This is a genomic window from Veillonella sp. oral taxon 158 (genome assembly GCF_018376515.1).
Classification (GTDB): domain Bacteria; phylum Bacillota; class Negativicutes; order Veillonellales; family Veillonellaceae; genus Veillonella; species Veillonella rogosae.
Genome location: NZ_JAHABE010000009.1, coordinates 1 through 23,132, shown reverse-complemented (window position 1 = coordinate 23,132; position 23,132 = coordinate 1). Strand labels below are relative to the sequence as shown.

The following is a 23,132-nucleotide window of genomic DNA, read 5'->3' as shown; positions in this document are numbered from 1 at the left end:
AAATTTTCAATACGTTCCGAATATTTTGTTTGGTATCATAAAAAAACTGTAGTACAATACAAGTAGAATGTATAAATAGAAAATATCAGTTAAAATACATATATGAAAACATATAATTGTGAGGAGGTCGATTGAAATGGATCAATCAAAAACTCGTATGCTTACTGAAGCAGGCGTGGCAATTGCTATTGCACAAGTTTTGTCATTTATTACGCTTTTCCATATGCCACAAGGGGGATCTATTAAGGCCGCAGCTTTAGTGCCACTTATGATTTATGCGTACCGTTGGGGCGGTACACGCGGTATTTTTGCCGGTGTTGTGTACGGTATTCTACACTTTATTTTAGGCTTTAAATCATCTGTTCATTATTTAAGTATTATCTTAGACTACTTGGTAGCGTATGGTGTTATTGGCGTTTGCGGTTACTTCAAAGATTCTATTTCTGGACTTATTACAGGATCTATTGTAGGTATCGCATTGCGTTGGGCAGCATCTGTTACTAGTGGCGCCGTAGTCTTTGCTAGCTATGCACCACAAGGGCAAAATCCTTGGATTTACTCTATGGTTTATAATGCTTCCTATATGGTGCCAGATGGCATTTTAAATATTGTAGTTTTATTATTCATCTATCAAGGTGTTAAACGAGGTTTACGACGTCGTGGATAAATTAGGTTTAATTATTTTAGCTGGTGGTCTTAGTACCAGAATGGGCCAACCAAAGGCTTTACTGTCTTGGGTTGGTGGTGAAAGTCTCATATCTCATGCCCTCCGCAAGGGGCTTGATGCAGATGTACATGATATTTTGATCTCTATTGGGGACGATGAGCAATTAGGTCATGCCATACAGACTCATATTATTGATACTTTATCGAACGATGAACAAGAAAAAGTTTCTATTGTTCGGGATTCTATTGAGCGATGTGGGCCGTTAGGAGGCCTGTATAGCACCTTGGCGGTAGGACCTAGCCCTGCTTATGCAGTTATGGCCGTGGATATGCCATTTATGGAGATGGATCTCTATTTTGATTGGCTATACCAAGTAGATCATAATGATTGGAACGCCATTGTTCCTTATGGTGACAGTGAAAAAGCTGAGCCTATGGCTGGTATTTATAGAACGCATATTGCATCTTTAATTCAGTCCGTTCTCGTCGGTGAGGATATGTCTTTGCATCATGCCCTTGATGTTATCGGTCATGTTGAGTATGTAGATGCTAGTGATTATACTTGGGAACTAAGTAATATTAATCGATTTGAAGACTACCAATGGGCACGTGCTTTAGCAGAAAATGAGTTCCGTCGTGTGCCGCTCATTAGTGTAGTGGCATCTAAACGGAAAACAGGAAAGACAACGGTAGTAACACGTCTAATATCAGAATTACAACGAGTTGGTTTATCCGTCGGTGTTGTAAAGAGTGATAAACACGGCTTTTACATGGATCATGAAGGGACAGATACAGACCTTGCCTATAAAGCAGGGGCTAATGCGGTTGCTATTGCCGGACCTATTGAGACGGCGATTCGCATACGAACAAAAGAACAATCCAATCTGTATGATTTGACACAGCATATGCCAGTCGATATAGTTATACTAGAAACACGGTCCCAAGGTATTGCCCCTATTATAGAGGTTACAAAAGAGGGACATACGGAAGATCTTATCTCGGATGCAATGGACCGAGTGGCGACAATTGAAATTGGCAAGTTGGATCAAGACGTACCTGAATTGGTACGCCATATACAGGAAATGATGAGGTGTTTATATGGCCGTCGTTACTGTTGAGAAGGCACTCCAATTATGGGATGAGGCCTTACAAACACAAGTTCATAAAACTGAAACTATTGCTGTTAAGGCTGCGAAGGGATACGTATTAGCTGAGGATGTTTTGGCCTCAACTGATGTACCAGCCTTCCCTAAATCTGCCATGGATGGCTATGCTATCGCCTACGAAGAAGGTCGTAATGAATATATCGTTGACGGTATTATTGGTGCCGGCGTTGTGTGGGAGAGGCCTGTTGAACCTGGTCATGCAGTACGTATTATGACTGGTGCACCTGTGCCTAATACATGTGATACGGTTATCATGCAAGAACAGGTAGTTGGCTCTGGAGAACCGGGTACAACAATCACAATTCAAGGTAAATACAAATGTGGCGATCATATTATCCCTCAAGGTGAAGAGTGCGTTGCGGGAACCCTTGTGATTCCTCGTGGAACAGAGGTAACTTCTACGGTACAAACCATTTTGACTGGTCTTGGGCTGACTGAGGTTATTGTCAATGTGATGCCTCGCGTGTTAGTTCTTACATCAGGTCATGAGGTAATTGAGCCTGGTGAAAGCTTAACACCTGGTAAAATCTATAATTCTAATCGAGCTATGATTTGTGGCCTCTTAGAGGATTTAGGCTTTCACAAGATTACACACTATCACGTAAGCGATGCTCCTGAGGAACTAGATTCTGAAATCAATCACGTGTTGAAACTTAGTGAAGAGGCAGACATTATCATCAGTTCTGGTGGTGTATCGGTAGGTCTCTTTGATACAATGCCACTTATTTATGAGAAACTAGGTGCTCAATCTATTTATGCACGTATTCAAATGCGTCCTGGTGCGGCATCTTATGGTGCTGTGACCCCGAAAGGTCAAATTATCTTTGGTCTATCGGGTAATCCAGGGGCTGCCTTTAACGGTTGGCATTTAATCGTAGCACCAACCTTGAAGCGCTATAAAGGTTTGGCAAACTGGACTACACCAGTGGTGGCCTGTGTTATGGATTCGGAAATTTTTAAACGCAATGCTTTTGATCGCTATGTACAAGGTAAAGTAATCTTTGGTGGTGGTGCGCCACGCTTTGTGGCTAACCGTCACTTTAACAGTAGTAGCATGTTAGGCTTATATACGGTTAATGCATTGGCATGTATTCCGCGTGGTGTACACGAAGTGCGGCCTGGCGATACTTTCGATGTGTATCTATTAGGACTGCTACCTGCGATTTAAATTATATGAGATTAATAGTTATAGACGTTTAACATTTCAAAATTTAGGATATTACATATCTGTAATATTTAGTGATAAAAATAATAAGACGAGGTCTCTCTAGAGGCCTCGTCTTATTGTTTATATAAAATTATTTCAATTCTGTTGCTATAGGTACTGAAATTAAATCTCAATTAATTTATAATAAACTCAACGAAAGGATAAACCTTTTAGTTACATCAATTAAGTTTTGACAAAATTTATTTCAATCTACTTTTTAATTACTTTTACCATTATATAGTTATATAAGGAGTGATTTCTATGAGTAAGACTTTCACAAAAAATATCCCAGTCAACGAAATTTTACATCTAGGCCATCGTTTAGAGTATAAAGAAGGGCAAGTGATTAGTATTACGATTGCCCAAAATGAACGCCTCAGTATTACCTTATTTGCGTTACCAAAGGGCGAAGAAATCTCAACGCATGTAACTGTAGGCGATGCGATTGTGCAAATCCTCGATGGTGAGGCACACATCGTCGTTGGTGATGTGGAACACAATGTGAAAGCTGGTGAAACATTGATCATGCCATCTGAAGTCCCTCATAGCCTCGATGCCCGAGAAAACTTCAAGATGCTGTTGACCGTAGTTAAATAAATATATCATAATGAATGCATCCCTTGGATTATAAGGGGTGCATTTTTAATGCGTTGAGAGAGGTCGAATGTATGAATGTCGTTGAACAGTATAATTTAACGTTACAAATAGAAGTTCTAAAAGAACAAAGCGCGGAAACATTAGCGCGTCTCTGTAACTTAGTTGAGGGGAGTGGCACTAGTGACTGTGTAGAGCTATTAAAAGCGTATTCTCATATTGTAAATACAGAGTTATATTTAGCTACGTCTATACATGAGTTAGATATTCTAAAGTTAGATATGGTAAAACTTGAAAATACTATTACAGAGTCATTAGCACAAGCTTCTCATGACATTAGTGATGTTAAAGCGGTTAAAGAGACTAGTGATGTACAATCTATTGAGTCCTATAATTCTGAAGACTTTGATAAGGCCTTAGAACGTACCATTAATTTATTAACGTTTAATAAAAATATATCTAGTACACCTAGTGCTGTTATTTTAGGTGGTCAAAGTGGAGCAGGGAAAACCACAATTCATCGTGTGAAAATGCTAGAGTCAAAAGGTAATTATATTGTCATTGATGGCGATACATATCGTGCTCAACACCCGTATTTTAGAGAGTTACAAGAGAAATATGGTGTTGATAGTGTAGATTACACAAAAATGTTTGCCGGTAAGATGGTAGAGGCTGTAATTGATAAATTAAGCTCTTTAAAATACAATTTGATTATTGAAGGCACATTACGTTCAGCCGCAGTACCAATTAATACAGCTACATTATTAAAATCTAAAGGCTATACCGTCGACTTTTGTTTGATAGCCACTAAGCCTGAGTTATCTTATTTGACGACGCAATTGCGCTATTTAGAAATGATGATTGTGGATCCTTTACAAGCGAGAGCCACACCTAAAGATCATCATGATGGAATTGTAAAGTCTTTGGTCTCTAATAGTAATGAACTTGAACAGAGTGGACTTTTTGAAAGCATTCAAGTGTATAAACGTGATTTAGAACAAGTATATAATTCAAAATTATGTACTGAATCTGTTGAAACTGTTGTAGACAAAATTTTATTTGGTCCGTGGACTTCTGATGAGTATGCCTTGTTAGAAGTGAGTAAATCACAGGAGCAGGAGTTAAGAGCGAAATTACATTAGGGAGTAACAGTGTAATGGATTACTTCGACTATTCATATAAACATAATTACATAGAGTTTAGTAGCACCATATATCGTGTTGGTACATACCATTACAACTGGCATGGGGAAACAGAGATTCTCATCCTATTAAAAGGGCGCATTGAGATGAGTTGTAATGACGAGGTGTTTACCTTAGAGCCTTTTGATGCAGTTATTATTTCACCTCAAGTGGGGCATTCAACATTAGCCCTTGAGGAGGATGTAATAGCTTTTACAATTCATGTGGGGAACGAGTTTTATCAACAGTATGATCCCGATTTTGGATCCTATCAATTTGTTGTGCGTTCTGATGAAGATACTAGGTATAATCAAATTTTTACCACCTTACGTCACCATGCGGCGATGATGATGTTGTTGATGGCTAAAGGTGAAAGCCCCGTACATCGCATGTGGGTTGAACATCATTATTTAGCGTTAGCAGGTGATGTATTTAGAGAGTTTGAGCCAGTTAAACTTGTCCATGAAAACGCACGACCTGGCGATATTAAACCGGCTACCTTTGATAAGATGATTGCTTATATTGATGAACACTATCGACAAAAGCTTGAGTTAGAAGATATTGCTAAGATTGGTGGATATAATGTGGCTTATACGTCTCAATTCTTTAAACGCCAAATGGGGATTTCCTTTGTAGATTATGTACTGAGATTGAGATTAAGAGATGCAACTGTTCAGCTGACGAGTTCAGATGAGGCGATCGCTAGGATTGCGAGTAGTTGTGGCTTTGCAGATATTAAAGCCTTTAATGTAGCTTTCAAAAAGTATTTCCGTATGACTCCCACCGAATATCGAAAGCAAGTAAAAGCCATTGGCCGTAAAACTACATTGCAAGACGGCGTAGAAATCGTATCAGTTGAAAATCAAGATGTCCTTGAGCTACTACATTCGTTTTTATCTTATGAAGATGATTCGCGTGCTAAGAGTGAGCTAGAGTTTATGAGTCAAAAACTAGAAGCTTTAAAAGCGAAGTTGGCCGACGTGGTAGACGTGGTAAAGGCATTATAATTAATATTCTAATTAATCTTCTGATTGATGACTTAACTCCACTATGGAGTAAATAGAGTTTGGACTAATGTAAATTAAATTTTTGGGTCATATAGAAACATTAGAATTGGGTGATTTTCTATATATTAAAATTAGAATAATTGATTTAAAAAGCACTATTCATTATGAATAGTGCTTTTTTGTATGTGTTCTCTAGGGGAATTTATATATGTATATGTCATCAGAATAAGAAAAAGATAAGGAAAACTATACTTTTGGCTTGATTTCATTCAAAAATTTACCTTTTATATTGGATAGTTAGATTCCTTAAAATGAGTAGAATATACTTCATCAGGTATTACAAACAATCGTAAATTAATCATTTTGGAGGATATAATGAATCAAGTAAAATTTATGGAAAACTTAGGGAAAGTTGCAACTGTTACTGCTGTAGCAATGTATGTATCTTACTTCCCACAAATTATGAACAACTTAGCACATCCAGGTACTGGTGATTGGATCCAACCTTTAGTAGCGGCTATCAACTGTACATTATGGGTATTATACGGTTTGTTTAAAGAACATAGAGATATTCCAGTAGCATTAGCCAATGCACCAGGTATCTTCTTCGGTTTAGCAGCAGCGATTACAGCTCTTATGTAATTTTTAATTAAGTGTAATAGTAACAGTAATGTGTATATCAACATTTTAGCAGGCTTAATAGATAAAAATTAAGTTGCTGTTGACCTTAGTTAAATATATATATCATAATAAATGCATCCCTTAGATTAATAAGGGGTGTATTTTAAATTTACTAGGGAGCATGTAATTGTTATGGATTACTTTCACTATACATATAAACACAATCATATAGATTTTAGTAGCCATATATACAAGGTTAGTACGTATCATTATAATTGGCATGGAGAAACGGAAATCCTTATCTTATTAAAGGGCCGTATTGAGATGAGCTGTAATAGTCAGGTTTTCACGATGGAGCCTCTAGATGCTATTATTATTTCTCCTCAGGTGGGGCATGCTACCCTTGCTCTTGAACAGGATACAACGGCTCTAGTTATTCATGTAGGAAAGGAATTTTTCCAACAGTTTGATCCTAATTTTGGAATGTATCAATTTGTGATACGTTCCAATCAGTCTAATCGGCATAATCCTTTCTTTACTGCTTTACGATATCATGCAGCTATGATGATGTTGATAAAGGTGAATGGTGAAAGTTCTGTTAATCGAATGTGGTTAGAATATCACTATTTAGCATTGACTAGTGCTGCATATAGTGAAATTGATGCGGTTAAGTCGATTCATATAAATTCAAAGCCTGTTGATATGACTGTAGCTACCTTTGACAAGATGATTACTTATATAGATGATAATTATCAGCAAAAGATTGAATTAGAAGATATTGCGAAAATAGGTGGCTATAATGTGAACTACACGTCTCAGTTCTTCAAACGTCAATTAGGTGTTTCATTTCTAGAGTATCTCTTGAGGATGAGATTAAGAGAGGCTACAGTTCGTTTAGCTAATTCTGATGATGCAGTAGCACATATTGCGAGCAGTTGTGGCTTTGCAGATATTAAAGCCTTTAATGTAGCTTTTAAAAAACACTTCCATACGACGCCAACGGAATATCGCAAACAAGCCAAAGAGATGGGGCGTAAAACAAAACTACATGATTGGAAAGAGATCATTTCTACACAAGAGGAAGATATTGTAGAGCTATTACAATCTTGTTTGCCGTATCAACCTGATTACAAATATAAAATTGAACTAGATGAGGCTAATCAAAAGTTACAAGATATTAGGGAACAGCTTGAGTCAGTTGTTAAAAAATTACAATCCTAATTTTTATTAATACAGCTAATTGTAATTAGTTATAATTTCAATGGTTTTACACATTGCATTTAGGAAGATATACAATCATTAGGTATAGGTGATTCTGTATATATGTAATTCCGAGCACATAAATAGAAAAAGAGCACTACTTTGTGATAGGTAGTGCTCTTTTTGTGCTTGTATTAGGTGAAATTGTATATTTTGTATGCGTTAAAATATTCCTATATGGGTAATTTGTTATGATTTTCTAGAGCTTTCACCATCAAAAATTAACTGGTAAATTGGATAGTTATATCCTGAAAAAAGAGTAGAATGAAATCATCGAAAGGAGCTAAGGTTCCGAAACAGAAATAATTGCGTCTTAAATAATGAAGTCCTTTTGGAGGTTTACGATGAGTACGAAAGAACAACAAGTGCAAGAAATGACAAATGTCATCGCAAAGTTCATTGCTTATGTAGCAAAGAAATTACCTGATGATGTAGAGGCAAAAATTAAAGAGCTTGCTGCAGATGAAAAAAATCCATTAGCTAAAACAATTTATGAAACAATGAAAAAGAATCAGGAATTGGCCTTCGATTTAAATCGTCCATCCTGCCAAGATACAGGTGTGTTACAGTTCTGGGTAAAAGTAGGTTCTAACTACCCATTGATCGGTGAACTCGAAGAAATCTTGCGTAATGCTACATACCAAGCTACACAAGATGCACCACTTCGCCATAACTGTGTAGAAACCTTTGATGAATTTAATACTGGTAAAAATATTGGTCGTACAGCTCCGTACATTACATGGGATATCGTACCTGGCCGTGATGATGTAGAAATCTTCCCATATATGGCTGGTGGCGGTTGCTCCTTGCCAGGTTCTGGTAAAACATTGATGCCAGGTGAAGGTTACGAAGGTGTAGCTAAATTTGTACTTGATTTGATGACAAGCTATGGCTTAAATGCATGTCCTCCATTATTAGTTGGTGTAGGCATTGCAACATCTATCGATACAGCAGCAGCTATGTCTAAAAAAGCATTGATGCGCCCAGTATCCTCTAAAGCAGATAATGAAAAAGCTGCATATATGGAACAATTGCTTGAAGATGGCATCAATGCATTGCACATTGGTCCACAAGGCATGGGCGGTGATAAATCTGTAATGGGTGTTAACATCGAGCATGGCTCCCGTCATCCATCTGTAATTTCTGTAGCTGTTAACGTTGGTTGTTGGAACCATCGCCGCGGGCATGTAGTATTTGATAAAGATGGTAAGTACGAAATTCTATCTCACAAAGGAGTGACATTCTAATGGCTAAACATATTTTGACAACACCAATTCAAGCATCTGATCTTGAAGGTATCAAAGCAGGGGATATTATATATTTAAATGGTCATATCACAACATGCCGTGATGTTGCTCATCGTCGTCTTGTTGAATACGGCCGTGAGTTACCTGTAGATGTACGTAACGGTGCTATCTTGCACGCAGGTCCAATCGTACGTGATCATGGGGATGATAAATTTGAAATGATTTCCGTAGGTCCTACAACATCTATGCGTATGGAAAAATTTGAGTACGAATTTGTAAAACAAACTGGTGTACGCCTTATCGTTGGTAAAGGCGGTATGGGTCCTGAAACAGCACGTGCATGTAAAGACTTTGGTGCACTTCACTGTGTATTCCCAGCGGGTAATGCCGTACTTGCTGCTACAGAAGTAGAAGAAATCGAGTCTGCTAACTGGCGTGAACTTGGTATGCCTGAAACATTATGGACTTGCCGTGTAAAAGAATTCGGTCCACTTATCGTATCCATCGATGCAGAAGGTAATAACTACTTTGAAAATAAAAAAGTAGAATACAATGCGAAAAAAGATGAAGTGTTAGAAGAGATTTATAAACACGTAAGCTTCATTAAATAATCTCATTGTGAGTTTTAACTACATAAGAGGATTATACGGTTGTGGTACAATCCTCTTTTTTGTACCCATTTTTAGGTATTACACGTAGTGGGAGGTATGTATGGATACAAGTGTAATGATTACCCTGGGCTTCTTGGTATTTGCCATCGTCATGTTTGCATGGGAGAAAATCCCATTGTCTATTACCGCTATGGTTGTAGCTGTCGGCTTACATCTAAGTGGGGTATTATCCGCTAAAGAAGCATTCGCAGGTTTTGTAGATCCAAATGTCTTACTATTTATGGGCATGTTTGTTATTGGTGAAGCTTTCTTTGCAACAGGCGTAGCTGTAGGCGTAGGTAATGTAGTTCATAAGTTTGCTAAAACTGAAACATCTTTACTCGTTGCAGTTATGATGATTACAGGTATTTTATCCGGTTTCTTATCTAATACTGGTACAGCTGCTGTACTGATTCCTGTAATTATTGGTATTTGTAAAAAAAGTGGTTTTAAACAAACTAAATTGTTGATGCCTCTTGTATTTGCTGCAGCTATGGGGGGTAATATTTCACTTATCGGTGCTCCTGGTAATATGATTGCTCAAGCAGGTTTACAACAAGCTGGCTTAGGTTCCTTTGGATTCTTTGATTATGGTCTAGTAGGTTTACCAATTCTTATTGTAGGTACTATTTTCTATGCTACAATTGGTAAACGTTTCTTACCAGATGCTCCAAGTCATCAACCAGATGGTGCCTTTGAAGGCAATGACGATTATAGCCATGTACCGTCTTGGAAAAAATGGACTGCTGCAATTGTATTAATTTTGACAGTTGTTGCTATGATCTTTGAAAAACAATTAGGTGTAAAACTTTATGTTAGTGCCTGGGTAGGTGCTCTTGTATTAGTTGCTACCAATGTTATAAGTGAAAGTGCAGCTGTTAGATCTATCGATATGAAAACAATCATGCTCTTTGCTGGTTCCATGGCCCTTGGGGACGCAATGGTTAAAACAGGTACTGGTTCTGTAATTGCAGATCTTATCGTAAACAGCCTTGGTGCTAGTCCATCTCCAATTGTTGTTCTAGTGGTAATCTTTGCGCTTGGTGTGTTCATGACGAACTTCATGTCTAATACTGCTACCTGTGCGTTATTGGTACCAATCGGTCTTAGCTTAGCATCTCAATTGGGATTCGATCCAAAAGCGGTGCTTGCGGCTATCGTAATTGCTAGTTCCTTGGCCTATGCTACACCAATTGGTATGCCTGCTAACACTATGGTATATAATATAGCAGGCTATAGTTTCATGGATTATGTGAAAGCTGGTTTACCACTTATCGTTGTATCTAGTATCGTGGCACTTGTATTATTGCCAATTTTATTCCCGTTCTAAGTTATTTTAATATAATAATTGCCTAGCGTATAAATGTATGCGCTAGGCTCTTTTTATCTATTTAGTTATGTACTAAACAGGCGTAATATATTAGATGAAGTACTAAAATTGTTAGATATAACTATTAGACATAAGATGTACTTTCATATATAATAGATTACTGTAGCTGTACAAAGATACATCTACAGTAGACATTTAATATTGAATATTAGATAGCAAGTTTATAGTTGTTATATAGTTGATAGATGGCCATGGTGCCGAGGAGGCTTTATGTTAAGCGATATTGAGATTGCCCAACAGAATGAAATGGAGAAGATTCAGGTTATTGCCGATAAATGTGGTTTAACACCTGATGACATTGAACAATATGGTCATTATAAAGCGAAGATTTCCTTTGATGCCATTCGTCGATTAGAATCTAAGCCAGATGGTAAATTGGTGTTAGTTACAGCTATTACACCGACGCCAGCAGGTGAAGGGAAGTCTACAACGAGCATTGGTCTTGTACAAGGCTTACAAAAAATTGGTAAAAATGCTATTGCCACATTGCGTGAACCATCCTTAGGTCCTGTATTTGGTATTAAGGGCGGTGCCGCAGGGGGCGGTTACGCTCAAGTTGTACCAATGGATGATATTAACCTTCATTTTACAGGTGATATGCACGCTATTACAGCAGCTAATAATTTATTGTCTGCTATGATTGACAATCACATCCATCAAGGCAATGAATTACAAATCGATTTGCGCCAATTATCTTGGACTCGTGTTCTAGATATGAATGATCGTGCCCTTCGCAATGTAACGGTTGCTCTTGGCGGTAAAGTGTGTGGTTTCCCTCGAGAAGATCACTTCATGATTACTGTTGCTTCTGAAATCATGGCTATTCTTTGCTTAGCTAAAGATCTAGAAGATTTAAAAGAACGCTTTGGTCGTATCGTTATTGGCTGTAATTTAGCAGGTGAGCCTGTTTATGTTCATCAACTTGGTTGCCAAGGTGCGATGGCGCTTCTTATGAAAGATGCTATTAAACCAAATCTTGTACAAACGTTAGAACACACACCAGCTATCGTTCACGGTGGTCCATTTGCAAATATCGCTCATGGTTGTAACTCCATCGTAGCTACAAAGCTTGGTCTTAAATTAGGTGATATCGTAGTTACAGAGGCTGGCTTTGGTGCTGATTTAGGGGCTGAAAAGTTCCTAGACATCAAATGTCGTTACGGTGATATTTTCCCTGATACAATTGTAATCGTTGCTACATTGCGTGCTCTTAAAATGCATGGTGGTGTACCTAAACAAGAACTTAGCACTGAAAATGTTGAAGCTGTTACAAAAGGTTTCAGCAATTTGCAAAAAGCCATCGAGAACATGCGTTACTTTAACGTACCTGTCTTAGTGGCTATCAATAAATTTGCTACCGACACAGATGCAGAAATAGCTGAGTTAACTCGTCTTTGCGATGAATTTGGCGTACCTGTAGAACTTAATGAATGTTGGGAAAAGGGTGGCGAAGGCGGTACTGATATGGCGAAAAAGGTCGTAGAGTTGCTTGAAGGTCCAAAACCAACACCTAAATTCGTATATGATTTAGAAGATAGTTTGGAAGAGAAAGTTAATAAAATTGTTAAAACCATTTATGGTGGCGAAGGCGTTATCTTTACAGACAAAGCTAAAAAACAAATTAAACAATTAGCAGATTGGGGGCTTGATCGTTTGCCTGTATGTATGGCTAAAACACAATACTCCTTATCTGATAATCCAGCACTCTTAGGTGCTCCAACAGGCTTTACCATCACTGTATCCGATATCCGTGTTGCTAATGGTGCCGGTTTTATCGTATGCCGTACAGGTGATGTAATGGTTATGCCTGGCCTTCCTAAACGTCCTGCTGCTCTTAATATGGATATCGAAGCAGACGGTACGATTAAAGGCTTATTCTAATATAAATCCTTTACAGTAGACATTTTCTTAACTACCTATTGGTAGTGTCTGCTTTCACTAGTTTATATAGTGTGTTACCTGTATATTTTTATAGAAATGACAAAGCGATAACAAGGATATCTTGTTATCGCTTTTACATGAGGTCTTGTTATGAATTTAGTAGAACAACGTGTTATAGATTTTGTAGCTGCTACTGCGTCTAAAGAGCCTACACCAGGTGGGGGTGCCATTGCAGCCTTAACTGGAGCAACTGGTGCAGCATTAGCAGAAATGGTAGCGAACTTAACCTTTGGTAAAAAAGGCTATGAAGAGGTTCAGTCCGAAATGGAAGAACTTCAAACTAAGTCCGAAGCGATTCGTAATCGCATGCTTGAATTATCTCAAGCTGATGCAGATGTATTTAATATCTTTATGAATGCTTTAGGTTTGCCAAAAAATACAGATGAAGAAAAGATTGCTCGCACAGCGGCGATTCAGCAAGCTTATAAAGACGCGGCGATGGTTCCCTTTGAAATCGGTGAATTAGCGTATCATATATTTGATTTAGCGGAACAGGCATCTCGTAAGGGCAATCAAAACCTTATTACCGATGGTATTATTGCGGCAATTAATGCACGTGCGGCGGTGAAAGCAGCATTTTTAAATGTACGTATCAATTTGTCTGGTATTAAAGATGAGGCTTTTGTAGCAAATGTAACGGCTAAAATGAATGCTATTGAACAAGATCTTGATGCTAAAGAAGCCGCTATTATAAGCTTATACAAATAATAAAAGCTGTTATAATACTCTTTTTTTAATACGTCGTTAAATTATAAAAATGAGAACTCTATTCGTTGAGAATAGAGTTCTTTTTTTAGTGATTAAATTCACAGGGAAAATGTACGAATACTATGTTATAATATATAGATAATTGTAAAAGTATTTTGTGATGCTTTCACCAAAATGAGAATCACAAGTTTATTTTGCAATTAAATGTTTATATAAAGTTATGTATATATGGTATGTTCCCATAAGAAGGGAAGGGCTACATGGCAGAAGGAAAAATTATTGCTATCTCCATTAGTGAGAAAAAAGGGCAAAAGAAACATAATATTGAATCCGCAAATCTTATCGTAGATCATGGTATGGAAGGTGATGCTCACGCAGGCAATTGGCACCGTCAAATTAGTTTGCTTGGCATTGCAAGTATCGACCATATGCGTGCTCAAGGGGCGGATGTAAAACCTGGTGATTTCGCTGAAAATATTACAGTTGAAGGTATGGTACTGTATGAATTGGCAGTAGGTACACAACTACAAGTCGGTAAAGACGTTATTCTTGAAATCACACAAATCGGTAAGGAATGTCACCATGGTTGTGAAATCATGAAACAAGTTGGTTCTTGCATTATGCCGACACAAGGCATTTTTGGTAAGGTTCTTAAAAATGGTACAATTTACGTAGGTGATGAAGTATCTATTATTAAATAATTCTGTATTGGTAAACGAGGTGTGTTATGAAAGACGCATGGGGCCGTACAATTGAATATGTACGTCTGTCGCTGACAGATGCGTGTAATTTCTGTTGTCCCTATTGCCGACCTGCAGAAATTACGCCTCAAAGTCAAACACAACTATTAACTGTTGATGAATGGATGACTATTTTAGAGGCTTTCCATCAGATTGGTGTAAAAGCTGTGCGCCTTACTGGTGGTGAGCCATTGTTATATCCTCATATTGAAGAGCTTCTAGGTCGCATTAATGATACAGGTTGGTTTGAAGATATTTCGATGACTACTAATGGTAGTCTCTTGGCATCTCGAGCGCAACGGTTGAAAAAACTCGGGTTAAACCGCGTGAATATTAGTTTAGACTCGCTTGAAAGTGAAGCTTTTGCTACTTGTGTAGGTAAAGAGGGGCAACTTGAGTCTGTACTAGAAGGCATACGAAGTGCTATTAATGCTAATTTTAAATCTGTAAAGATTAATACCGTTTTATCTCGCTACTGGTCTGATGAAGAAGTTAAATCTTTATTGCAGTATGTAGAAAAGTGGCCTGTTGTTTGGCGTTTTATCGAGTATATGCCGTTCCAAGGTGATGCATTTCATGGTCCAACCTTTGATGAGTGGAAGGCTCAATTGGAACGTGTGAGTGGAGGACCTCTTACGGAGGTTCACTCTATATATGGTTTTGGACCTGCTACGTATTTAGCATTACCAAGTGGTAAGGCGGTAGGCTTTATTTTCTCAATGTCTCATAGCTATTGTGATACATGTAATCGGGTTCGACTCACATCAGATGGTCAGATGCGCTTATGTTTACTGCGTGATGATGAGGCCGATTTAGTTTCCCTTGTGCGAAATGGCGCTACAGCAGAGGCATTAGCTGAGCATATTGAGCGTGCTTTACAACGTAAACAAGAACGACATGATGGTATAGGGATGGATAAACCAGAACGTCCAATGTGGCGCATTGGAGGGTAGTATGGGATTTTTTGATTTTCTAAAACCAAGATCAAAAGAAAATATTGAATCATGCTGGCCTGGTGGTAAATTTCTTCAAGTCCATATAGAGTACGATACTGTAAAAGCTGTATTTACCTATTTTGGCCGTTACGGTTTGCAATTTAGTGTACCTAAGGATACTCTAACACATGTCGTTGTTAAAGAGGTAAGTCGTACACATAGTGTGCTTCAACTATATAGTGGTGAAGACTGCGTAGGAACGAGTGATTTACTCCCTACAGAGGCTTGTAATACCATGAAAGATTGGGTGTTACAATATTAATGCACATGTTTTATAGGAATGTAATAAATATTCTTTACATTCCTATAAAAGAGGCATATAATTAGTCGTGTCATGGACCACTAGCTCAGCTGGCAGAGCACCTGACTCTTAATCAGGGTGTCCAGGGTTCGAACCCCTGGTGGTCCACCAAATAAACCCGCACTACTGTGCGGGTTTTTCTTGTTATTGTTTTTAGATTGGTTCGTGACGTAGTCGTGAATCATAAAACCACCCGCTATGCGGGTGCGGCAACGAAAGTTATACAAAAAAATCACCTTGCTTAAGTATACAAGATTAACTTTAATAATTAGTATTATTGCCTTTATATTAACCATATATAATCTATTAGTAATATTAGGAGTACTATAATGAAACTAGATGACGTGATGACTACACAAGAGGCTGGTGAAAGATGGAATGTACCAGCTGATTCTATTAAGCAATGCTGCTTAAAGAGATATGCAAATAAACAATTTACCGAAGATGAAGCTAGAAAATCTGGTAAGAATTGGCTTGTAACCCGTCAAGGAATGGAAAGACTATATGGTGAAGAAATGGATCATCACATATAATGTATATATTTTATGACATCATTTTGACATCATTTTATTAAAAATATGTAGAAATATAGGTAAATAAGAGAATATAAAATGCAGTAAAGTACTCTATTTGTAAAATGACAGCATTAATTTTATTGGAGTGATTTTTATTCGTATAGAGGCGGGTTAGATGAATACAGAAGTAGAAAATGCACTTATACAATTAAAAAAACTTACAGATTTATACTTAGCCATATTTGGTGAAAACTCTTTGGATAGAGTTATTTATATGGATCCTCTTTATGGCTATGAGCTATCCGAAATAGAAAAAGGAATTGATGCCTTAGCGACTGCGATTGAAAAAAATAAGCCTATTGAACAAATACCAAAAAAAATATATGATCAATTGATATTTTAAGCTTTTAAATGTCACCTTTTCTGAAAGTTTTCTAATAGCTGTGATGAGTTTATTGGGTATAGCATGTCTTATATCTTATAGACAATACGGGCTTAATAGCTTATGATTACTATATAAGAATTTTTCTCATTAGGAGGTACTCGATGGCAGTAGATATTTCTAGAACACAAGATGTGTATAAAGATGCTGGCCAAAGTGTCAATTTCACAACATTGTTATTAAACCGCGAGGATCATAACGCAGAGCTTGAAGTGATTCAAGATATGGCAGATAGAATCCAAGCAATTAAACGTTCTGTAAGTATTCGTGCAAATGGTGCAGGTTTGGGCATTGCTTTTGGTTTCAGCCGTAAAGCATGGGATTATTTATTCCCTAATGCACCTGTACCAAAAGAGTTAGAAGACTTCCAAGGTATTAAAGGTGATAAACAAGACGTACCAGCTGTAGCAGCTGATTTATTCTTGCATGTACGTTCCAATGATGAGTCCGTTACATATACTGTAGTGGATCAAATTATGGAGTTCTTACGTCCTATTACATCTGTAGTAGATGAAACTCATGGCTTCCATTATGAACAAGGTCGCGCCATCATTGATTTCGTAGATGGTACTGAAAACCCTGTTGGTCAAGAAGCTGTAGAGTGGGGCGTTATTGGTGATGAAGATCCTGAATTCACTAATGGTTCTTATGCATTTGCTCAAAAATATGAACACGATCTTGATGCGTGGCGTGCTCTTCCTACAGAAATGCAAGAAAAGTTCATTGGCCGTCGTAAATTCAGCGATATTGAGTTAGAAGATGATGAAAAAGATCCAGCAGCTCATAATGTAGTGGCTCAAGATAATCGCGATGATAAAGAACATAAAATCGTGCGTATGAATGTAGCATTTGCTCAACCTGGCCAAGGTGTACGCGGCACATACTTTATCGGTTATGCTCGTTACTGGGATGTAACTAAAACAATGCTTACTAATATGTTTACGCAAAACGATAAGTTGCTCGACTATTCTAAACCGATTACAGGCATGTTATTCTTCATCCCATCCCTTGATACATTAGACGCGATAGCAGAAGGTGAACTATAATCGATTTGAATTTATAGGTGTTGCCAACTTCAATATTCCTATAATAAGTCAAATAACAGGTTAATTACATTAGTTAAATCTTTATATAATAAAAATAATATATTATTCTATAGAAGCGCCCCTTTTAGGGCGCTTTTATGCTATAATAATTCTATTAGACTCGAAAAATACATTGTAGTTATAAATGAGGTATTCAATGAATTATACTAGCACCCGCGGTACCGTTGCGGTAAATGAAACATATGCATTGTTGCACGGCTTAGCAGAGGATGGTGGTCTATACGTACCATCTCTATTCCCTACGAACTGTTTAACTTACAATGATGTGAAAGATAAAAACTATCAAGAGGTAGCAGCTGTTGTATTAGCTAAGTTGTTCCCATGCTTCTCTGAGGCTCATTTAAATGAAATGATCAACTCTGCCTATTCTGATGCTAACTTTAGCACACGCGATATTGCACCATTACATTCTATCTTAGAAAAAGTATCTGTCTTGGAACTATTCCATGGCCGTACACAAGCTTTCAAGGATATGGCATTATCTTTATTCCCTTACCTTTTAGTAGCTGCTAAAGAAGCAGAAGGTGAGAATAAAGAGGTTCTTATCTTAACTGCTACATCTGGTGATACTGGTAAAGCTGCTCTTGAAGGATTTAAAGATGTGCCTGGTACACATATCCAAGTATTCTACCCAACAGATGGCGTAAGCCCAATGCAAGCCGAGCAAATGCAAAAGCAAGAAGGGGAGAACGTTAATGTAACTGCTATTCACGGCAATTTCGACGATGCTCAACAATTCTTGAAACGTTTATTTGTAGATAAAGCTACAGCCGAAGAGGTTGCTGCAAAAGGCGTTATGTTCTCTAGTGCGAACTCCATTAACATCGGCCGTTTGGCACCGCAAGTAGTGTACTATGTAAATGCCTATGCTGAGCTCGTAGCACAAGGTGCTATCCATGAAGACGAAGCTTTTAACGTAGTTGTTCCAACAGGTAACTTCGGTAATATCTTGGCTGCTTACTATGCTAAGAAAATGGGTATTCCTATTGGCAAATTGGTTTGTGCATCTAATCAAAATAACGTACTTACTGATTTCTTTGAAAATGGTACATACGATATGAATCGTCCGTTCTATACGACGATTTCTCCGTCCATGGATATTCTTGAATCCTCTAACTTTGAACGCTTCTTGTACTATATTTCTGGTGAAGACAGTGAACGTACAGCAGGTTGGATGAAAGATCTTAAGTCTACTGGTAAATTGACTGTTAATGAAGAAGAGTTCAAACGCGTTAAAGCTAATTTTGCTGGTGCTTACGTTAGTGATGAAGAAACAAAAGCGATTATTCAACAAGTATACAATTCCTATGGTTATGTAATGGACCCTCATACGGCGGTTGCTATGGGTGCGTACATGAAGGAATTGGAAAAACATCCTGAAGATGGTGCTCGTCACACTGTAATTGCATCTACTGCACATCCGTTCAAATTCCCTACACCAATCTGTGAGGCGTTGGACATTAAGGTGGGCGAGACTCCTTATGAAAGCTTAGATAATATCTCTGCTGTAACAGGTGTGGCGTTCCCTAAACAATTAGAAGCATTACAATCTAAACCATTGCGCTTTACAAAAGCAATCGATAAAGAGAATATGAAGCAAGAAATCTTGGATTTTGTAAATACATTCTCTAAATAATACAATGCCGCCTTTCATTAGAAGGGCGGCATATATTTTGTTAAGGGATAGTATGATTTAGTATATAGGGAGGTAGTATGGCTAAAAAAGGCCTAATGTATGCACTGCTGTCGGCTCTCTTGTTGAGTACGATGAACTTGTTTGTAAAAATGCTAGGCTCTAATATTCCGTCTGGGGAAATTGCCTTCTTCCGCGGTTTATTTGGGACCGTAGCAGTTCTCATCGTTATGTATACGCAAGGCATTCGGTTCTCTAAAGAGGATAGAGGTTATCTTATCATGCGCGGCCTTTACGGTGGCTTTGGTATGGTATGTAACTTTATTGCATTGGTGCATTTAAAATTGTCCGATGCAACGATTCTATTTCAAACATCTGGCATATTTGTACTTATATTTAGTTCTGTATTTCTTAAGGAACGTGTGCCTAAAGGGGCAGGTAAATGGCTTCTTTTAATCTTTGTAGCTGTAATGGTAATGGTAAATCCATTTAGCTTTACTGGTTTTACTTGGTATGCCTTGGTGGCAATTTTAGGTGCTGCCTTGTCTGCAGGGGCTTATACGACAATCCGATTGATCTCTAAACGTGGTCAACATAGTAATTTTGAAATTATGGCTTATTTCATGATTACTGGTATGATTGCAGGTCTAGTGACAACTGATACATTGGTTATGCCACAAGGTACAGACTGGCTTATTATTTTAGCCATCGGTGGTATTAGCGTGGTGGCTCAGTTCTTCTTGACCGGTGCTTTTGTTACCACAAATGCTGTAGTGGCTCAATTCTTGCAATACGTTGGCGTATTTATTAGTTCCTTCTATGGATTCTTGTTTTTTGGTGAAAGCTTATCCATCGAAACCGTTGGGGCTGGTATTGCCATGTTTGTGTCCTCTGTTATGCTAGCACGCCTTAAAGCGCAAAGTGGTCCTTTGCGTGAAGGAAAGGTTATAGAGGATAAAATTAAATAAATGTCGAATATATACAATATCAAACGTTGTATGACAGTGGGGTGCTGATCACATTCGTGATTGGCACCTTTTTACATATAGGTGTGGAAAATATCTGAGATAATGATGTATCGGATTGTTATTAAAATATACTAGGGCTCTTTCGTTTTGAAAGTAGCTGCAGAAGGAGGGGCTATGTATATAAAATGGATGCATATTGAAAACTATCGCAACTTGGCTGATGTGACCTTGAGCTTTCACAATGATATTAATTATTTCGTTGGTGAAAATGCAGTAGGTAAGTCTAACTTTTTAGATCTCTTGGAAATTGTGATGGAATGTCACGGTTTTAATGAGCATGATTTTACAGATGTACATAAACCGATTCGCATAGATTTTGAACTATCACTTGGTGAATTAAATTATAAAAATATGTTTACCCCTAATGAGGGGCCAACCTATCGACTGCGATTAGAGCAAGTGGTACAAGAGGTATATCCGCGCCTATATAGCGTGACTGATAAAGGTGTTGAACCTATGGCGCTATCTATGATTCGGCATGCTTTATATATGTGTCATCGAGATACTTCTGAACAAGAGTTGTTTACTATTCCATCTTCAGTTTATGTAGAGTTAGGTAAGCTATTAGAGGACTATGTGTCTAGATTGGAAATGGTAACCAATGATGTACAACGTGAAATCGTCAGTTTGCGTAAGGATTTAGATCCTTATTGTATGCTTAATATTCAACACCTCATAGAGGTGTTGTCCACATCGTCTGCGATGGAACGGAAATACTCTTCTGATAATGTGCGTTTAATTATGGCCGTAGCCCTTAAGATTTTGGCGCAAATCTATATGAAGATTAATAGTGCTACCACGAATTTAGAGTCCCTTCTTGTATGTGATGAAAAGGGGCGTAAGTATTTACCTATTTTTATTAGTGTCGATGAGCCAGAGTTACACTTAAGTCCGTACTTGCAACGAGCCGTGCTAAATTATTATCGCCAAATTGCAACGAATGAAAACGAAGAATTTTTGGCGTTGCTAAGAGATGTATTTAACATTGATGGTCTTTTAGGCCAACTCTTTGTTGTTACCCATAGTACGGATGCGCTAGTTGACGACTATCGTCATATCATTCGTCTGTATCGTGATGAGCACAATATGGTTTGTGCTGCTTGTGGAGTGACCTTTAATTTCCCTAAGGAGGTAGAAAAGCACTTAATCATGCACTTCCCTGAGGCTAAAGAGGCACTTTATGCACGGTGTATCATCCTTGTAGAGGGTGAAACAGAGTATGGTAGTTTTGCTGGCTTTGGGAAAAAATTAGGTGTAGATTTTGATTACTTTGGTATATGTCTTATCAATGCACGTGGTGAGTCTTCTATTAGTAAACTACAAAAACTGTTTAATCGATTTGCCATCCCTACTGTTGCTCTCTATGATCGCGATGTAGAAGGGAAATACGCTAAAGCCCATAGCAATATATTCTATACAGAGGAAATATGTTTTGAAATGGACTTTGTTACTCATCTATTATCCTTGCGTAAACGTTTCATTATGGATGCTATTATTAAGGATATAATTGATGATGCAAGGCCAATGGTGACAAAGGATATGGCCCGACGAGGTTATGCTAAGCTAGGGATTATGAAAAAGCAAATTGTACAACGATGCTTACCAAATATTTCAGATCACAAATTAGATGATTTACATATTTATTATTTCTCTTGGTTCTACGCTAACAAAGGTGTTATTGTAGGGCGTCGTATCAGTCAATTCTTAGAGGCCGAAATGATACCGCCGGCATTTGTTGCAGTTATAGAACGGGCTAAAGCTCTTTCCTTAGGTATAAACATATATTAGATATAAACATATATTATATATAAACATATAATAGTATATATAATATATAGGACTATAAATTATTTTTTCTAATTAATAGATTCTAAGCGATATAGGATTAGACTCTATTTTTTACGTATTTCAAATAAAATTTTTGGAGAAATATATAATGATATGGTGCGAAAAGTACGCATAATTGCTGGTTTATTACAATAATAGATAAATTTATGAAAAACTATATTAAATAAATTCGAAAAACTAAATCGAAAATTCTTGACATCTCTTCATCTTTCCTTTATGATTAGTACAGTTATTAACGCATTCTCAATTAAGTGTATCTAGGAGTAGTGAAATGAAAGATTTTTTGAACGATTTTAAAGCTTTTGCCTTCAAAGGTAACATGATGGACCTAGCTATTGGTATGATTATTGGTGCTGCTTTCACAGCGTTGGTTAACTCTGTTGTAAGCAACTTGTTCATGCCTCTTATTAGCTTATTCACAGGTGGTATTGATTTCAGCAACTTGTACTTGCCATTGAGCGCAGGTTCTAAAGATGCATTCATGGCTGGTGCTGATATTGCTACAGCTCGTGCAGCTGGTTCTGTATTGCCATACGGTACATTCATCACCGACTTGATTCAATTCTTGATCTTGGCATTCGTTGTATTCTTGATGGTTCGTGCATTGGCTAAAATGATGAAAAACGCGAAAGAAGAAGAAGCTGCTGAAGCACCAGCAACTAAAGAATGTCCATTCTGTAAAACAGAAATTCATGTTGATGCAGTTAAATGTCCTAACTGTACAGCAGATTTGAACTAATTCAAATTAAAATGCTAAATTAAAGGAGTAAGGCCTAGGCCTTACTCCTTTTTGTTATTGTCTTTAGACTGGTTCGCGACGTAGTCGCGAATCATAAAACCACCCGCTATGCGGGTGCGGCAACGAAAGTTATACAAAAAAATCACC

23 protein-coding genes and 1 tRNA gene are annotated in these 23,132 nt (G+C 37.6%); all 24 read left to right on the top strand.

What is annotated here, in order from left to right; genetic code table 11:
* Window positions 1-136 precede the first annotated feature (136 nt).
* The 24 genes from thiT to mscL all read left to right on the top strand — a co-directional run bounded on the left by thiT (window position 137) and on the right by mscL (window position 22,985).
* Window positions 137-667, top strand: a complete 531-nt coding sequence (thiT, locus tag KH364_RS06675; RefSeq protein ID WP_273299049.1) for an energy-coupled thiamine transporter ThiT — start codon at window positions 137-139, stop codon at window positions 665-667.
* On the top strand, window positions 660-1,784 hold the full coding sequence (locus KH364_RS06670) for a molybdopterin-guanine dinucleotide biosynthesis protein MobB (protein ID WP_273299048.1): 1,125 nt from the start codon (window positions 660-662) through the stop codon (window positions 1,782-1,784). Before thiT ends, KH364_RS06670 begins: the two co-directional genes overlap by 8 nt.
* The gene (locus tag KH364_RS06665) at window positions 1,765-3,000 is read left to right on the top strand and encodes a molybdopterin molybdotransferase MoeA (protein WP_273299047.1); all 1,236 of its coding nucleotides are present in this window, start codon (window positions 1,765-1,767) and stop codon (window positions 2,998-3,000) included. Before KH364_RS06670 ends, KH364_RS06665 begins: the two co-directional genes overlap by 20 nt.
* 300 nt (window positions 3,001-3,300) lie before the next feature.
* Window positions 3,301-3,636 carry a cupin domain-containing protein gene (locus KH364_RS06660; RefSeq protein WP_273299046.1) on the top strand — a complete coding sequence of 112 codons (336 nt, stop codon included), beginning with the start codon at window positions 3,301-3,303 and terminating at the stop codon, window positions 3,634-3,636.
* Between the two features lie 71 nt (window positions 3,637-3,707).
* Window positions 3,708-4,775, top strand: coding sequence for a zeta toxin family protein (locus tag KH364_RS06655; protein WP_273299045.1), 1,068 nt, complete (start codon window positions 3,708-3,710; stop codon window positions 4,773-4,775).
* 14 nt (window positions 4,776-4,789) lie between these two features.
* On the top strand, window positions 4,790-5,821 hold the full coding sequence (locus KH364_RS06650; protein ID WP_273299044.1) for an AraC family transcriptional regulator: 1,032 nt from the start codon (window positions 4,790-4,792) through the stop codon (window positions 5,819-5,821).
* A gap of 375 nt (window positions 5,822-6,196) precedes the next feature.
* Window positions 6,197-6,463: a SemiSWEET family transporter gene (locus tag KH364_RS06645; RefSeq protein WP_009351082.1), complete on the top strand. Its 267-nt coding sequence runs from the start codon at window positions 6,197-6,199 to the stop codon at window positions 6,461-6,463.
* Window positions 6,464-6,634: 171 nt separating this feature from the next.
* Complete coding sequence (locus KH364_RS06640; protein WP_273299043.1) at window positions 6,635-7,663, top strand: AraC family transcriptional regulator; 1,029 nt, start codon at window positions 6,635-6,637, stop codon at window positions 7,661-7,663.
* Between the two features lie 383 nt (window positions 7,664-8,046).
* On the top strand, window positions 8,047-8,949 hold the full coding sequence (gene ttdA, locus KH364_RS06635) for a L(+)-tartrate dehydratase subunit alpha (protein WP_054746885.1): 903 nt from the start codon (window positions 8,047-8,049) through the stop codon (window positions 8,947-8,949).
* Window positions 8,949-9,560 (top strand): L(+)-tartrate dehydratase subunit beta, encoded by a 612-nt coding sequence (gene ttdB / locus KH364_RS06630; RefSeq protein WP_095066276.1) that lies wholly within the window; start codon window positions 8,949-8,951, stop codon window positions 9,558-9,560. Before ttdA ends, ttdB begins: the two co-directional genes overlap by 1 nt.
* A gap of 100 nt (window positions 9,561-9,660) precedes the next feature.
* Window positions 9,661-10,929 carry an SLC13 family permease gene (locus tag KH364_RS06625; protein ID WP_273299042.1) on the top strand — a complete coding sequence of 423 codons (1,269 nt, stop codon included), beginning with the start codon at window positions 9,661-9,663 and terminating at the stop codon, window positions 10,927-10,929.
* 270 nt (window positions 10,930-11,199) lie between these two features.
* Window positions 11,200-12,870: a formate--tetrahydrofolate ligase gene (locus KH364_RS06620; protein ID WP_265138669.1), complete on the top strand. Its 1,671-nt coding sequence runs from the start codon at window positions 11,200-11,202 to the stop codon at window positions 12,868-12,870.
* Between the two features lie 150 nt (window positions 12,871-13,020).
* Window positions 13,021-13,638, top strand: coding sequence for a cyclodeaminase/cyclohydrolase family protein (locus KH364_RS06615; protein WP_273299041.1), 618 nt, complete (start codon window positions 13,021-13,023; stop codon window positions 13,636-13,638).
* A gap of 260 nt (window positions 13,639-13,898) precedes the next feature.
* A complete protein-coding gene (locus KH364_RS06610) occupies window positions 13,899-14,339 on the top strand; it encodes an MOSC domain-containing protein (RefSeq protein WP_265138671.1) in 441 nt (146 codons plus the stop codon).
* A gap of 26 nt (window positions 14,340-14,365) precedes the next feature.
* On the top strand, window positions 14,366-15,331 hold the full coding sequence (gene moaA, locus KH364_RS06605) for a GTP 3',8-cyclase MoaA (RefSeq protein WP_265138672.1): 966 nt from the start codon (window positions 14,366-14,368) through the stop codon (window positions 15,329-15,331).
* 1 nt (window position 15,332) lies between these two features.
* A complete protein-coding gene (locus KH364_RS06600; RefSeq protein WP_009351283.1) occupies window positions 15,333-15,635 on the top strand; it encodes a hypothetical protein in 303 nt (100 codons plus the stop codon).
* Between the two features lie 74 nt (window positions 15,636-15,709).
* Window positions 15,710-15,785, top strand: a tRNA-Lys gene (locus tag KH364_RS06595).
* 218 nt (window positions 15,786-16,003) lie between these two features.
* Window positions 16,004-16,207 (top strand): helix-turn-helix domain-containing protein, encoded by a 204-nt coding sequence (locus KH364_RS06590; RefSeq protein WP_009351164.1) that lies wholly within the window; start codon window positions 16,004-16,006, stop codon window positions 16,205-16,207.
* 157 nt (window positions 16,208-16,364) lie between these two features.
* A complete protein-coding gene (locus KH364_RS06585; RefSeq protein ID WP_273299040.1) occupies window positions 16,365-16,592 on the top strand; it encodes a hypothetical protein in 228 nt (75 codons plus the stop codon).
* 143 nt (window positions 16,593-16,735) lie between these two features.
* Entirely contained in the window at window positions 16,736-17,677 is a 942-nt protein-coding gene (locus KH364_RS06580; RefSeq protein WP_265138675.1) for a Dyp-type peroxidase, read from the top strand.
* Between the two features lie 196 nt (window positions 17,678-17,873).
* A complete protein-coding gene (gene thrC / locus KH364_RS06575; RefSeq protein WP_273299039.1) occupies window positions 17,874-19,373 on the top strand; it encodes a threonine synthase in 1,500 nt (499 codons plus the stop codon).
* Window positions 19,374-19,450: 77 nt separating this feature from the next.
* Complete coding sequence (locus KH364_RS06570; RefSeq protein WP_265138677.1) at window positions 19,451-20,338, top strand: DMT family transporter; 888 nt, start codon at window positions 19,451-19,453, stop codon at window positions 20,336-20,338.
* A gap of 174 nt (window positions 20,339-20,512) precedes the next feature.
* Complete coding sequence (locus KH364_RS06565) at window positions 20,513-22,186, top strand: AAA family ATPase (RefSeq protein WP_273299038.1); 1,674 nt, start codon at window positions 20,513-20,515, stop codon at window positions 22,184-22,186.
* Window positions 22,187-22,517: 331 nt separating this feature from the next.
* A complete protein-coding gene (mscL, locus tag KH364_RS06560) occupies window positions 22,518-22,985 on the top strand; it encodes a large conductance mechanosensitive channel protein MscL (protein WP_009351093.1) in 468 nt (155 codons plus the stop codon).
* Window positions 22,986-23,132 lie beyond the last annotated feature (147 nt).

Coding starts and splice junctions, on each gene's coding strand:
- KH364_RS06655 (WP_273299045.1), top strand. CDS start 3,708: ATGAATGTCGTTGAACAGTATAATTTAACGTTACAAATAGAAGTTCTA.
- thiT (WP_273299049.1), top strand. CDS start 137: ATGGATCAATCAAAAACTCGTATGCTTACTGAAGCAGGCGTGGCAATT.
- thrC (WP_273299039.1), top strand. CDS start 17,874: ATGAATTATACTAGCACCCGCGGTACCGTTGCGGTAAATGAAACATAT.
- ttdB (WP_095066276.1), top strand. CDS start 8,949: ATGGCTAAACATATTTTGACAACACCAATTCAAGCATCTGATCTTGAA.
- KH364_RS06665 (WP_273299047.1), top strand. CDS start 1,765: ATGGCCGTCGTTACTGTTGAGAAGGCACTCCAATTATGGGATGAGGCC.
- ttdA (WP_054746885.1), top strand. CDS start 8,047: ATGAGTACGAAAGAACAACAAGTGCAAGAAATGACAAATGTCATCGCA.
- KH364_RS06615 (WP_273299041.1), top strand. CDS start 13,021: ATGAATTTAGTAGAACAACGTGTTATAGATTTTGTAGCTGCTACTGCG.
- KH364_RS06570 (WP_265138677.1), top strand. CDS start 19,451: ATGGCTAAAAAAGGCCTAATGTATGCACTGCTGTCGGCTCTCTTGTTG.
- KH364_RS06650 (WP_273299044.1), top strand. CDS start 4,790: ATGGATTACTTCGACTATTCATATAAACATAATTACATAGAGTTTAGT.
- KH364_RS06640 (WP_273299043.1), top strand. CDS start 6,635: ATGGATTACTTTCACTATACATATAAACACAATCATATAGATTTTAGT.
- KH364_RS06625 (WP_273299042.1), top strand. CDS start 9,661: ATGGATACAAGTGTAATGATTACCCTGGGCTTCTTGGTATTTGCCATC.
- KH364_RS06565 (WP_273299038.1), top strand. CDS start 20,513: ATGTATATAAAATGGATGCATATTGAAAACTATCGCAACTTGGCTGAT.
- KH364_RS06590 (WP_009351164.1), top strand. CDS start 16,004: ATGAAACTAGATGACGTGATGACTACACAAGAGGCTGGTGAAAGATGG.
- moaA (WP_265138672.1), top strand. CDS start 14,366: ATGAAAGACGCATGGGGCCGTACAATTGAATATGTACGTCTGTCGCTG.
- KH364_RS06645 (WP_009351082.1), top strand. CDS start 6,197: ATGAATCAAGTAAAATTTATGGAAAACTTAGGGAAAGTTGCAACTGTT.
- KH364_RS06585 (WP_273299040.1), top strand. CDS start 16,365: ATGAATACAGAAGTAGAAAATGCACTTATACAATTAAAAAAACTTACA.
- KH364_RS06610 (WP_265138671.1), top strand. CDS start 13,899: ATGGCAGAAGGAAAAATTATTGCTATCTCCATTAGTGAGAAAAAAGGG.
- KH364_RS06600 (WP_009351283.1), top strand. CDS start 15,333: ATGGGATTTTTTGATTTTCTAAAACCAAGATCAAAAGAAAATATTGAA.
- KH364_RS06580 (WP_265138675.1), top strand. CDS start 16,736: ATGGCAGTAGATATTTCTAGAACACAAGATGTGTATAAAGATGCTGGC.
- KH364_RS06660 (WP_273299046.1), top strand. CDS start 3,301: ATGAGTAAGACTTTCACAAAAAATATCCCAGTCAACGAAATTTTACAT.
- mscL (WP_009351093.1), top strand. CDS start 22,518: ATGAAAGATTTTTTGAACGATTTTAAAGCTTTTGCCTTCAAAGGTAAC.
- KH364_RS06620 (WP_265138669.1), top strand. CDS start 11,200: ATGTTAAGCGATATTGAGATTGCCCAACAGAATGAAATGGAGAAGATT.